Genomic DNA, 12,103 nt, shown 5'->3' with positions numbered 1-12,103 from the left:
GGGACGCTCAGGTGTGTTCGACGACGGTGTCGGTGAGGACGGGCGCGTCGTCGCGTTCGGCCGCGCCCACCGTCACCCGGACCCGGCCGTCCTCCTCCCACATGCGCACGCGCAGGGTCTCGCCCGGGTACACCACCCCGGCGAAGCGCGTGGCGCAGGAGCGGACCCGGGTGACATCGCCGCCGAGCACGGTGTCCACGACCGCCTTCAGCGTCATCCCGTACGTGCACAGCCCGTGCAGGATCGGGCGGTCGAAACCGGCGAGCTTGGCGAACTCGGGGTCGGCGTGCAGCGGGTTCCAGTCGCCGGAGAGGCGGTACAGGAGGGCCTGGTCCGCGCGGATCGGGCGTTCGACGGTCCGGTCCGGCGCGCCGGTCGGCGGTTCGGGACGCGTGGAGGGGCCCCGGTCGCCGCCGAAACCGCCTTCGCCGCGTACGAAGATCTGGGCGTCGTTGGTCCAGAGCGGCCCGTCCGTGTCGGCGACCTCGGTGCGTACGACGAGGACGGCGGCCTTGCCCTTGTCGTACACGGCGGCGATCCGGGCGGTGGCGACCGCCTCGCCCGCGACCGGGATCGGCCGGTGCAGCGTGATGGTCTGGCCGCCGTGCAGCACGTGCGCGAGGTTGACGTCGACGCCCGGCATGGAGAGGCCGCTGATCACGCCCGGGGAGCCCGCGCCCGCGACGGTCGCGAAGCTCGGCAGGACGTGCAGCCTGGACTCCAGGGTGTAGCGCAGTTCGTCGGGGTCGGTCGCGGGGGTGTCCCTGTCGGGGTTCGCACCGGCGCCGAGGCCGAGGTGGTAGAGCTGGACGTCCTTGTGACCCCAGGCGATCCCGGCGGACCGGGGCTCGGCCGCGAGGGCCTGGGCAACGTCGATGGGCATGGGGCTCCTGACTGCCGCGCGGAGAAGACGGGCGGACCGGGCGGACCGGGCGGACACGAACGGGCACGGAGGGCACGGAAGGGCACGGGAAGACCTCGATGCGGCCGTCCGCACCGTCGGTCGCACCGAGGTCGACTCTGGGCCGGGGGCCTGGAACCCGCCCGTTCTAGAACGCGTTCCAGTACCGGCGATCCCCTGTATAGCCGAGCCCCCGGCACATGTGAAGACTCCTGACGCCATGTCAGATACCCGCGGGGCCGCACACCCGCTCGGGTCCCGCAGCCCCCTGGACGTGCCCAGGCAGTGACATTTGTCCTGCCCGAGTCCGTACATGCGCATCTGCCGCGCCCCGCCCGCCGCTCCGTAGCGTCGTCCCCATGAAGAAAACGGGGACGAAAACGGGGACGACGGCGGAAACGCCGGCGGAAACGACGGCGGGGACGCGAACGGGGACGGCGGCCGTGCGGATGACGGGGGCGGTCAAGGCCTTCGGTGCGGTACGGGCCGTGGACGGCGTCGACCTGGAGATCGCCCGCGGCGAGACGGTCGCGCTGCTCGGCCGCAACGGCGCGGGCAAGTCCACCGCACTCTCCCTCCTGCTGGGCCTGGACAAGCCCGACGAGGGCACCGTCCGCCTCTTCGGCGCCGCCCCGGAGCACGCCGTACGGGCCGGCCGGGTCGGTGCCATGCTCCAGGACGGGCGGCCGGTGCCGCGGGTGACGGTGGGCGAGCTGGTCGGGTTCGTGGCCCGTACGTATCCCGCGCCGATGCCCGTCCGGGAGGCGCTGGCGCTGGCGGGCGTCGCCGAACTGGCCGGGCGGCGCGTCGACCGGCTCTCCGGGGGCCAGGCGCAGCGGGTACGGTTCGCGGTCGCCCTCGTCGGGAAACCCGCGCTGATCGTGCTGGACGAACCGACCGCCGCGCTGGACGTGGAGGCCCGGTACGCCTTCTGGGACTCGATGCGGTCGTACGCGCGCCACGGCCACACCGTCCTGTTCTCCACCCACTACCTGGAGGAGGCGGACGCCAACGCCGACCGGATCGTGGTCGTCGACCACGGGCGGATCGTCGCCGACGGCACCGGCGAGCAGCTCAGGCGGGCCGCCGGCGGCAGCCTCGTCGCCTTCGACCTCGCGGGCGCCGGTACGGACGGGCTGTCCCTGCTGCCCGGCGTGGTCTCCCTGGAGGTCCGCGGCGACCGGGCCCGGCTGCGGACCGACGACCCGGACGCGACGGTGATCGCGCTGGCCGAACGAGGTGCGATACGCGGCCTGGAGGTCGCTCCGGCCTCATTGGACGACGCGTTCCTGGCCCTGACCGCCACGGACTCCGACTCGACCTCCGACTCGGTCTCCGGCACGACCTCCGCCCCGGCCTCCGGCACGGTGGCCCGGCCCGCTTCCCTGGAGACGGTGTGATGATGCTCGACTATCTGCGGCTCGAAGTGCGCCGGACGCTGCGCGACGCCGGTTTCATGATCGGCGGGGTCGTGATGCCGGTGGTGATGTATCTGCTGTTCACGAACCTCGGTGACGGCGCCGACGGCGACTGGAAGACCGCTTCCATGATCGGCATGGCCGCGTACGGGGCGATGGGCTCGGCCCTGAACACCGGCGGCGGCGTCGCCGAGGACCGCTCGACCGGCTGGCTGCGGCAGCTGCGGATCACTCCGATGAGTCCGCGCCAGGTGGTCGCCGGGCGCGCGCTGACCGGCGCGGTGACGGTCCTGCCCGCGATCGTGGCGGTCCTGGCGGCGGGCGGCCTGGTCAACGGCGTACGGATGGACGCCTGGAAGTGGGCGGTGATCGCGCTGTCGCTCTGGCTCGGCTCGGTCCCCTTCACCCTGCTCGGGCTCGGCAACGGCTACCGGCTGACCGCGCAGGCCACCGGCGTGGTGAACATGGTGTGCAATCTGACGCTCGCGGTGGTCGGCGGGCTGTGGTTCCCGCTGGCCCTGTTCCCCGGCTGGCTGCGGTCGCTGTCGTCGTACACGCCCACGAACCGCTTCGCGCAGCTCGGTACGGCCGTCGCCGACGGGCGGGCGCCCGCACTCGCGGCCGTGCTGGTGCTGACCGGCTGGCTGCTGCTCTTCGGCTCGTACGCTGTGGTCTCGTACCGCAGGACCGCGCGGACCGTCTGAATGGAAACCGGAACGCGAACGGAAACGGAACCGGGCATAGGTTCAGGCACGGGCACGGGCACGGGCACAGGTACGGGAACGGGGGCTGGGTGGATGTCCTGGTTGCGGAGCGTCAGTTGCCGGATGGCCGACCGGCGGGAGGAGCGGACCGGGCAGCGGAACGGGAAGCTCCCCGAGCACCTGGGCCCGCCGCCCAGCGGTTTCGCGCTGCTGCCCTGGCTCCTCATGGGAATGGGCGCCTTCTCCAACCTCTTCCAGGGCAGGACCTCGAACCCGTGGATCGGCGGCATCGGACTCCTCCTCTTCAACTCCCTCTACATCCACGTGGTGTTCCGCGCCTTCAGCAAGGAGGCCCGCGAGGCCCGTTCCACCCGGGGCGCGCTGATCGCACTGGGCGTGGTGACCTGCCTCCTCGGCGGTCTGTACGGGGGCAGCTGGCTCCTCTTCTTCCCGCTGCTCGGGCTCGCCGCGGGCGCGATCGTCCGGGGGCCGTGGCTCGGCAGGACCGGCATCGGACTGAGCGTGCTCGCCGGTGTCGTGGCGGGGCTGCGGGACGGCTGGGGCGCGGTGAACGTCGCGTACGGCACGTTCCTGTCCACCATGGTGACCGCCGCGATCCTGTCCCTGTCCGACGCCGTACGTGAACTGCGGGCAGCGCGGGAGGAGTTGGCGCACCAGGCCGTCGAGAAGGAGCGTCTGCGGTTCTCCCGCGACCTGCACGACCTGCTCGGCCACACGCTCTCCGTCATCGTCGTGAAGTCGGAGGCGGCCCGGCGTCTGGCCCACCGGGACCTGGACGCGGCGCTCGTCCAGGTCTCCGACATCGAGTCGGTCGGCCGGCAGGCGCTCACCGAGATCCGTGAGGCGGTCACGGGGTACCGCGAGGGCAGCCTGGCCACCGATCTGGACCGGGCGCGGTCGGCACTGCAGGCCGCAGGGATCGAACCCGTCGTACGGCAGTCGGGGCCGCCGTTGTCCGCGCAGGCGGAGGCGCTGCTCGGGTGGGTCGTGCGGGAGGCCGTCACCAATGCCGTGCGGCACAGTGGCGCCCGCCGCTGTTCGATCACGGTGGACGGGGGGTCGGAACGGGTGCGGGTGCGGGTGTCGGACGACGGCGGGGGTGCGGCCGTGCCCGTGTCCTCGCCCCCTGGTTCCTCACCCTCCGTCCTGCCGGGTGTCGGCGGGACCGGGCTCAAGGGGCTGACCGAGCGGCTTGCGGCGGCGGGGGGTCTGCTGGAGGCGGGGCCTGGGGTTCGGGGTGGGTTCGTGGTGATGGCGGAGCTTCCTGTGGGGGTGGCTGCGGCCTGAGGGGGCCCGGGGGGGTTTTGTCGGGTGCGGGTGCGTGGGGGCTGGTCGCGCAGTTCCCCGCGCCCCTTGGGGGCTGTGCCCCTCGGAGGCCGCGTCCCCTGAGCGTTGGAGCCGGGGCAGCCTAATGTTGGGGTGTGAACGAGATGCCCCGGGATCATCGGCCCGCCAAGTCCATTCGTGTGCTGCTCGCCGAGGATCAGGGGATGATGCGGGGCGCGTTGGCGCTGCTCCTCGGACTGGAGGCCGACATCGAGGTGGTGGCGCAGGTCGGGACGGGCGACGCCATCGTGGGGGCGGCGCTGGAGTCCCGGCCCGATGTCGCGCTGCTGGACATCGAACTGCCCGGCATCAGCGGGCTCGACGCCGCCGCGCTGTTGCGGGAGGAGACACCCGACTGCCGGGTGCTGATCCTCACGACGTTCGGGCGGCCCGGTTATCTGCGGCGGGCCATGGAGGCGGGCGCCGCGGGGTTCCTCGTCAAGGACGGGCCCGTGGAGGAGTTGGCGCAGGCGATCCGCCGGGTGCTGACCGGGGAGACCGTCATCGATCCGGCGCTCGCGGCGGCCGCGCTGGGGGCGGGGCCGAATCCGCTCACGGCGCGTGAGTGCGATGTGCTGAAGGCGTCGGCGGACGGTGCGACGGTCGCCGACATCGCGTCCAAGCTGCACCTGTCCGAGTCGACCGTCCGCAACTACCTCAGCTCCGCGATCGGCAAAACGGCGACACGCAACCGCATGGAGGCACTGCGCGAGGCCCGCCACCAGGGGTGGCTGTAGGCCTAGCCCTTTGGCACGGGTGGGGGCCGGTGTGGGCTGGCCGCGCAGTTCCCCGCGCCCCTATAGGGCAGTTCGTCGGCTGCGGGTACGTCGTGGCTGAGCGCGCAGTTCCCCGCGCCCCTGAAGGGGCAGAAGGGCGCGGCCGGTTCCAAGAGGCTGAAGGCAGGGGCGCAGCCCCGCCTTCAGGGGCGCGGGGAACTGCGCGACCAGCCCCCACGCACCCGCACCCGACAACGCATGTCGCCCCCCGCCTTTCAGGGGCGCGGGGAACGGCGCGACCAGCCACGACGCACCCGCACCCGGCCATGCACGCCCCCCGGGGAAGGGAGAGCAAGGCCGCACCCCTGCCTTTCAGGGGCGCGGGGAACTGCGCGGCCAGCCACGATGCGCCCGCACCCGGCCGTGCACGCCGACCCCCCGTGGGAGGGAGAGCAGGGCCGCGCCCTCCTGGAGACGGTCAGGCGCGTCTGAGCAGTGTCACCACCGCCGCACCCCCGAGCCCGACATTGTGCGCGAGCCCCACGCACGCGTCCGCCACCTGCCGCGCCCGCGCCTCGCCCCGCAACTGCCAGGTCAGCTCGGCGACCTGCGCGATACCGGTGGCGCCCAGCGGATGCCCCTTCGAGATGAGCCCGCCCGAGGGATTCACCACCCACCGCCCGCCGTACGTCGTGGCGCCGGACTCCACGAGCTTGCCGGACTCCCCGGGCTCGCACATACCGAGCGCCTCGTAGGTCAGCAGTTCGTTGACGGAGAAGCAGTCGTGCAGTTCCACCACGTCGACGTCCTCGATGCCGAGCCCGGCGCTGTCGTACACCTGCCGGGCGGCGGCCCGGGACATCGGCTGCCCGACGACGTCGATGCACGACCCGGAGGCGAACGACTCCTCCGTGTCCGTCGCCATCGCCTGCGCGACGATCTCCACGGCCCGCTCCCCCAGCCCGTGCCGCTCGACGAACCGCTCCGACACGACGACGGCCGCCGCCGCCCCGTCCGAGGTGGGCGAGCACTGGAGCTTGGTCAGCGGGGAGTGGACGGTCCGCGCGGCGAGGATCTCGTCGACCGTGTACGCGTCCTGGAACTGCGCGTACGGATTGTTCGCCGAGTGCCGGTGGTTCTTGGCGCCCACGGCCGCGAGCTGCGCCTCCGTGGTGCCGTACCTCTCCATGTGCTCGCGCGCCGCGTTCCCGAAGATCTGGGCGGTGGGCGGCGTCATCTCGAAGCCGTGCCGGGCCGCCATGACGGCGTAGTGGCGGGCCACGGGCGAGGTCGCGAAGTCGCCGCCGTCGGCTCCTCCGCCCAGCGCGCCGCGCGCCATCTTCTCGAACCCCAGCGCCAGTACGCAGTCGCTCGCGCCGCCCTCGACGAACTGCCGCGCGAGCATCAGCGCGGTGGCGCCGGTCGCGCAGTTGTTGTTCACGTTGTAGACGGGCACACCGGTCAGGCCCAGTTCGTAGGCGGCCCGCTGCCCGGCCGTGGAGGCCTGGAAGCAGTAACCGACGGGGACCTGCTCGACCGCGCTGTACGGGATCCCGGCGTCGGTGAGGGCGCCGGTGCCCGCCTCCCGTGCCATGTCCCAGTACTGCCAGTCCCGTGTCTCCGGCTTCTCGAACCTGGTCATGCCCACCCCGACGACGTACGCCTTCGTCCTCATGGCTCTCCCCACGGTCCGGTAGGGCGGCAGACTAGAACACGTTCCATTCCGAGGGAAGGTCCGGGGTGGGCCAGATGTAATGAGAAGGTCAAGAATTCGTTAGCGGCTCGAAGCAACGGAATAGTTGCCTGGGCGCACGGGGTTCACCCTGCACGTACCCCCGCACCCCCGTACCCGTACCTCTCCACCTGACCCATGCCTCTGGAGGCCGCACGTATGACCCGGACAGCGACGGATCCGCACACCCGAAGGCCCAGCGGCAGCGGAATCGTCCCCGTACTGGCCTTCGCGGGCATCGTTGTCGCGGTGATGCAGACCCTGCTCGTGCCGGTCATCAAGGACCTGCCGGAGCTGCTGGGCACCTCCCCCGGCAACGCCACCTGGGTCATGACCTCCACCCTGCTCGCGGGCGCCGTGTCCACGCCGATCATGGGCCGCCTCGGTGACCTCTACGGCAAGCGGCGCATGCTCATAGCCAGCCTCGCCGTCATGGTCGTGGGCTCGCTCGTCGCCGGGTTCACCAGCGAACTGCTCGTGATGATCGTCGGCCGCGCCCTGCAGGGCTTCGCGATGGGTGCCATCCCGCTCGGCATCGGTCTGATGCGCGACGGGCTGCCGCGCGAGAAGCTCGGCTCGGCGATGGCCCTGATGAGCTCCTCGATCGGCGTCGGCGGCGGACTGGCGCTGCCGGTCGCGGCCCTGGTGGCGCAGCACGCCGACTGGCACGCGCTGTTCTTCGGCTCGGCGGGCCTCGGCGTCGTCTCGATCGTGCTCACCCTGATCTTCGTACCCGAGTCGCCGATGCGTGCGGTGGGCACCTTCGACATCCTCGGCGCGCTCGGCCTGTCCGCCGGTCTCGTCCTCTTCCTGCTGCCGATCACCAAGGGCAGCGACTGGGGCTGGACGTCCGGCACGACGCTCGGCCTGTTCGGCGCGGCGGTGGCCGTCCTCCTCCTGTGGGGCGTGATGGAGCTGCGTGTCAAGGCTCCGCTGGTCGACCTGCGCACCACGGCCCGCCCGGCCGTCCTCTTCACCAACCTCGCCTCGATCATGGTCGGTGTCGCCTTCTACGCCGTCTCCCTCGTCCTGCCCCAGCTGCTCCAGCTGCCCGCGTCGACCGGTTACGGCCTCGGCCAGTCCATGGTCGTGGCGGGCCTGTGCGTGGCGCCGCTCGGCCTGACGATGATGTTCACGGCGCCGGTGTACGCCCGTATCTCCGCCAAGTACGGACCCAAGGTCACCCTGATGATCGGCCTGCTGATCATCGCGGTCGGGTACGGGGCCGGGCTCGGCCTGATGAGCGCCGCCTGGCAGACCATCGTCATCGCGGTGGTGCTGGGCGCGGGCATCGGACTCGCGTACTCCTCGCTGCCCGCGCTGATCATCGGCGCGGTGCCGGCGTCGGAGACCGGGGCGGCCAACGGGCTCAACACGCTGATGCGCTCGATCGGTACGTCCGTGTCGAGCGCCGTCATCGGCATGGTCCTGGCGAACACCGCGGACCAGGTGGGCGGTGTAGCGGTTCCCACGATGCACGGTTTCCGGGTGTCGTTCCTGATCGCCACGGGTGCCGTGCTGCTGGGGCTGGTGTTCGCGGCGTTCCTGCCGGGGCGGCGGGCGGCGGTGAACGCGGCGAAGCCGCATCTGGTCGCTTCCAGCGACCCTCTGTCGGAGCCTGCGCCCGCGGCGGCGGCCCCGGTCCTGACCGGGTTCCGCGGCCGCGTCCTCACCTCCGACGGTGAGCCGGTCGCGCGGGCCAAGGTGACGCTGATCGACCGGCGGGGGCGGCAGGCGGGGGCGACGCTGTCCTCGGCGGACGGCGGGTACGCGCTCGCCGTGCCGGCGGCCGGCGCGTACGTCCTTGCCGTCACGGCGGGCGGCCACGGCCCGCTGGCCTCCGCGGCGAGCCACCCCGGCGACGACCACCCGATAGAGATGGACCTCGCGCTCCCGGGCGCCACGGTCCTGGCGTAGCGCGCCCCGTAAGGGGTGCGGGCGCCTTTAGGGGCGCGGGGAACGGCGCGGCCAGCCACGACGAGCCCGCAGACGAATCCCCGGGCTGGGCAGCCCGAAGGGCGCCCTTAAGGGGCGCGGGGAACTGCGCGGCCAGCCACAGCGGGCCCGCAGACGAATCCCAGCATCCCCGGGCCGGATGGCCGACCGCAGCCACATCGTGGCCGGCCGCGCAGTTCCCCGCGCCCCTAACGGGGCAGTTCGTCGGCTGCGGACACGTCGTGGCTGGCCGCGCAGTTCCTCGCGCCCCTAAGGGGCCAGTCGTCGGGTGCAGGTACGTCGTGGTTGCTCGCGCCGTTCCCCGCGCCCCTGACGGGGCGCCCACGAGGCCCGCGTCGTCGGGTGCGGGCCCGTCGTGGCTGGGCGCGCCGTTCCCCGCGCCCCTTGAGGGCGCCCCTGACGGCGCGCTGCCGCAGGCGTGGGGCACCATGGCGGCACATCCGTACGTACGACCTGGAGGAACCCCATGCCCCCGGCCCCCACCCCCGCAGTGCTCGCCGCGTTCGAGGGGGCCAAGGGGTTCATGCCCGTGCGGGAAGGGCTCGCCCTGTACGGGGCCGCCGTCGAGGCGGGACGGCTCGGGCTGCCCCTGCTGGAGGTCGGCACGTACTGCGGCCGCTCCACGATCCTGCTCGCCGACGCCGCCCGCGAGGCAGGTGTCACGGCGATCACCGTCGACCACCACCGCGGCAGCGAGGAACAGCAGCCCGGCTGGGAGTACCACGACCCCTCCACGGTCGACCCGGAGCTGGCGCTCATGGACACCCTGCCGACCTTCCGCCGTACGCTCCACCGGGCCGGCCTGGAGGACCACGTGGTCGCGGTCGTCGGCCGCTCCCCGCAGATCGCCGCCTTCTGGAACTCCCCCCTCGGCCTCGTCTTCATCGACGGCGGCCACACCGACGAGCACGCGAGCGGCGACTACGAGGGCTGGGCGCCCCATGTCGCCGAGGGCGGGCTGCTGCTCATCCACGACGTGTTCCCCGACCCGGTGGACGAGTTCACCGGCCAGGCGCCGTACCGCGTGTATCTGCGGGCGCTGGAGTCCGGCGCGTTCACGGAGGTCTCGGCGACGGACTCCCTGCGGGTGCTGCGCCGCACGGGCGAGGGGATCTGAGAGAGCCGCAGGCAGGATCCGTACGAGGGATCCGGCGAGCGCCACCCCGGCCCCCTCCCTACCCGCACACCACCCGGTCGACCCGTAAGGTGTTGGCCGTGTCATACGTAGGCCCGGACTTCGAACCCCCACGCCCCCCGCGCCACCCCCTGCGCGCACCCCTGACCGTCGCCGTCGCCGCGCTCGTACCGGGAGCCCTCGTGGGCTGGCTGGTGTGGCAGGCGGTGGGCGACTCCGACGGCGACGGATCGGCGGCCGCACAGACGTCGGCCTCGGCGAGCGCGAGCGCCGCCGCGTCCGCGCCCTCGTCCGAGCTGCCGGGCCCCTCCGAGGACGGCAAACAGCAGACCGGCGGCGGCACCGGCCAGTCGGGCGGCGGCGAGGAGTCCGGCGCCCCCGCCGGCTCCGGCCCCCTCAAGGGCAAGGTCGTCGTCATCGACCCCGGTCACAACCCCGGCAACTTCCGGCACCCGTCCGACATCAACCGCAAGGTGAACATCGGGACGAACTGGAAGGAGTGCGACACGACGGGCACGTCGACCAACGCCGGTTACACCGAGGCCGAGTTCACCCTCGACGTCTCGCACCGGCTGCGCACGATCCTCAAGAAGGAGGGCGCCACGGTGAAGTTCACCCAGGACGGCGACCGCGCCTGGGGCCCGTGCGTCGACGAGCGGGCCGAGATCGGCAACAAGGCCGAGGCGGACGCCGTCGTGTCGATCCACGCGGACGGCTCGGCGGCCGGCAACCGCGGCTTCCATGTGATCCTGCCGGGCTCGGTGCACTCCGGCGCCGCCGACACCCGCCCCATCGTGGCCTCGTCGCGCGCGCTCGGCGAACGCATCGCCGGCGGTTTCCTGCGCACCACGGGCGGGCCGCCCTCCAACTACATCGGTGACGGGACCGGCCTCGATGTCCGCAAAGACCTCGGCGGTCTCAATCTGTCAACGGTTCCGAAGGTGTTCATCGAGTGCGGCAACATGCGTGACACCAAGGACTCCGCGCAGCTGACCAGCGGCACTTGGCGGCAGAAGGCGGCGGAGGGAATCTCTGAGGGAATCGTGAGTTTCCTGCGCGGGTAGCGATCAGAGGGGACATCCGGGCGGACACCCGTGTAGGGCGGGCGATAGTGTCCTCCCTACGATAAGGGGCCACCCCTGCGCTGCACACCACGACCTGACGGCGACGTGGTGGGAGCGACGCCTCTACCGATGACGAGACGACTGACGAAGGACCTGAAGTGAATATCCGCTCCCTCACTAGGGGCGACGGCGTGGTGATCGGAGCAGCGGTTCTGCTGTTGATCGCGTCGTTCCTCGACATCTACTCGATCGACGGGGCCCCCGACAGCGCCGACATCCCGAACGCCTGGGGAAGTGGCCCGGTCCTCCTGAGCGTCACCCTGGCCGGGATCATCGGCGCCGCGCTGATCGTCGTCGCCCGCGGTCTGCCGCAGGCGCCGAAGGTCGCCGGTCTCGACCTCGGTCCGTTCGGTGTCGCCTTCACGGTGTTCGCCGCCTGGAGCGCCCTCGGGAACATCTTCGACCCGGCCGGCGGCTTCGACAACAACGGTGGCAGTGACGCCATCGGCAGCGGCACCGGCCTCATCCTCAGCTTCATCGCCACGCTGGTGCTCGCCGGTGCGGCGATCGCCACCCCGCTGGTCCCGGCCCTCAAGGGCGCGCTCCTGCCGCCCCCGAAGCCGGCCGCCCCGCAGCCCTACGGCGGTCAGCCGCAGGGTGGTTACGGCTACCCGGGCGCCCAGCAGCCGGGCCCGTCGTTCGGCGGCCAGCCCGGTCAGCCGCAGCAGGGCCAGCCGTTCGGCGGCCAGCCCGGCCAGCCCCAGCCGCAGCAGCCCCACCAGGCGCAGGCTCCGCAGGCGCAGCAGCCCGCGGGTGACTTCGCCCCGTTCTGGTTCGCGGTGCCGGTGGCCCGTCCGCTGTTCGCGGAGGACGGTTCGCCCACGCCGATCGCCGAACTGGCGCCGGGTACGTGGTACTTGGCCGTCGAGCAGCGCGGTCCGAGCCTGGTGGCCCAGACGCAGGACGGCCGCCGCGGTGTGCTGCAGGACACGTCCGGGATCCAGCGCGGCTGACCCCGTCACCGCCGGTCCGTCACGGCCCTCCGCCCAGGGTGCTCCTCGGAGCCCTTCCGGGCGGGGGGCCGTTCCCGTACAGTCGGGCCGGCCCGGATGACATCTGACGTACCGTCA

The 12,103-nt window shown here is 72.5% G+C and carries 10 protein-coding genes; 8 read left to right on the top strand and 2 right to left on the bottom strand.

The genetic code is table 11. From position 1 onward, the window contains the following. Window positions 1-7: 7 nt before the first annotated feature. Window positions 8-883, bottom strand: coding sequence for a MaoC/PaaZ C-terminal domain-containing protein (locus tag J8N05_RS14460; RefSeq protein ID WP_210883077.1), 876 nt, complete (start codon window positions 881-883; stop codon window positions 8-10). Between the two features lie 467 nt (window positions 884-1,350). Between J8N05_RS14460 and J8N05_RS14455 the strand changes: the two genes are divergently transcribed. The 4 genes from J8N05_RS14455 (at window position 1,351) to J8N05_RS14440 (ending at window position 5,107) form a co-directional block, all read left to right on the top strand. After that, entirely contained in the window at window positions 1,351-2,301 is a 951-nt protein-coding gene (locus J8N05_RS14455) for an ABC transporter ATP-binding protein (RefSeq protein WP_210890187.1), read from the top strand. A 2-nt stretch (window positions 2,302-2,303) separates the two neighbouring features. Then, on the top strand, window positions 2,304-3,023 hold the full coding sequence (locus J8N05_RS14450) for an ABC transporter permease (RefSeq protein WP_210890186.1): 720 nt from the start codon (window positions 2,304-2,306) through the stop codon (window positions 3,021-3,023). A gap of 123 nt (window positions 3,024-3,146) precedes the next feature. Further along, a complete protein-coding gene (locus J8N05_RS14445) occupies window positions 3,147-4,331 on the top strand; it encodes a sensor histidine kinase (RefSeq protein WP_247706276.1) in 1,185 nt (394 codons plus the stop codon). Window positions 4,332-4,474: 143 nt separating this feature from the next. Beyond that, on the top strand, window positions 4,475-5,107 hold the full coding sequence (locus tag J8N05_RS14440) for a response regulator transcription factor (protein WP_210890185.1): 633 nt from the start codon (window positions 4,475-4,477) through the stop codon (window positions 5,105-5,107). 457 nt (window positions 5,108-5,564) lie between these two features. Here J8N05_RS14440 and J8N05_RS14435 read toward each other — a convergent pair whose 3' ends face one another. Beyond that, window positions 5,565-6,761, bottom strand: a complete 1,197-nt coding sequence (locus J8N05_RS14435; RefSeq protein WP_210883073.1) for a lipid-transfer protein — start codon at window positions 6,759-6,761, stop codon at window positions 5,565-5,567. Between the two features lie 216 nt (window positions 6,762-6,977). Between J8N05_RS14435 and J8N05_RS14430 the strand changes: the two genes are divergently transcribed. The 4 genes from J8N05_RS14430 (at window position 6,978) to J8N05_RS14415 (ending at window position 11,986) form a co-directional block, all read left to right on the top strand. Beyond that, complete coding sequence (locus tag J8N05_RS14430) at window positions 6,978-8,735, top strand: MFS transporter (RefSeq protein WP_210883071.1); 1,758 nt, start codon at window positions 6,978-6,980, stop codon at window positions 8,733-8,735. A 505-nt stretch (window positions 8,736-9,240) separates the two neighbouring features. Beyond that, window positions 9,241-9,891, top strand: a complete 651-nt coding sequence (locus J8N05_RS14425) for a class I SAM-dependent methyltransferase (RefSeq protein ID WP_210883069.1) — start codon at window positions 9,241-9,243, stop codon at window positions 9,889-9,891. 98 nt (window positions 9,892-9,989) lie between these two features. Next, complete coding sequence (locus J8N05_RS14420) at window positions 9,990-10,973, top strand: N-acetylmuramoyl-L-alanine amidase (RefSeq protein ID WP_210883068.1); 984 nt, start codon at window positions 9,990-9,992, stop codon at window positions 10,971-10,973. Between the two features lie 158 nt (window positions 10,974-11,131). Then, window positions 11,132-11,986, top strand: coding sequence for a hypothetical protein (locus J8N05_RS14415; protein WP_210883067.1), 855 nt, complete (start codon window positions 11,132-11,134; stop codon window positions 11,984-11,986). Window positions 11,987-12,103: the final 117 nt, after the last annotated feature.

The sequence above is a fragment of the Streptomyces liliiviolaceus genome (genome assembly GCF_018070025.1).
In the GTDB taxonomy this organism is placed as follows: domain Bacteria; phylum Actinomycetota; class Actinomycetes; order Streptomycetales; family Streptomycetaceae; genus Streptomyces; species Streptomyces liliiviolaceus.
This window is presented reverse-complemented; position numbering and strand designations above follow the sequence as displayed.

What these genes read in the sequence shown, in the direction of transcription:
- J8N05_RS14460 (WP_210883077.1), bottom strand. Translation starts at nt 883, where the DNA reads ATGCCCATCGACGTTGCCCAGGCCCTCGCGGCCGAGCCCCGGTCCGCC.
- J8N05_RS14455 (WP_210890187.1), top strand. Translation starts at nt 1,351, where the DNA reads ATGACGGGGGCGGTCAAGGCCTTCGGTGCGGTACGGGCCGTGGACGGC.
- J8N05_RS14450 (WP_210890186.1), top strand. Translation starts at nt 2,304, where the DNA reads ATGCTCGACTATCTGCGGCTCGAAGTGCGCCGGACGCTGCGCGACGCC.
- J8N05_RS14445 (WP_247706276.1), top strand. Translation starts at nt 3,147, where the DNA reads ATGGCCGACCGGCGGGAGGAGCGGACCGGGCAGCGGAACGGGAAGCTC.
- J8N05_RS14440 (WP_210890185.1), top strand. Translation starts at nt 4,475, where the DNA reads ATGCCCCGGGATCATCGGCCCGCCAAGTCCATTCGTGTGCTGCTCGCC.
- J8N05_RS14435 (WP_210883073.1), bottom strand. Translation starts at nt 6,761, where the DNA reads ATGAGGACGAAGGCGTACGTCGTCGGGGTGGGCATGACCAGGTTCGAG.
- J8N05_RS14430 (WP_210883071.1), top strand. Translation starts at nt 6,978, where the DNA reads ATGACCCGGACAGCGACGGATCCGCACACCCGAAGGCCCAGCGGCAGC.
- J8N05_RS14425 (WP_210883069.1), top strand. Translation starts at nt 9,241, where the DNA reads ATGCCCCCGGCCCCCACCCCCGCAGTGCTCGCCGCGTTCGAGGGGGCC.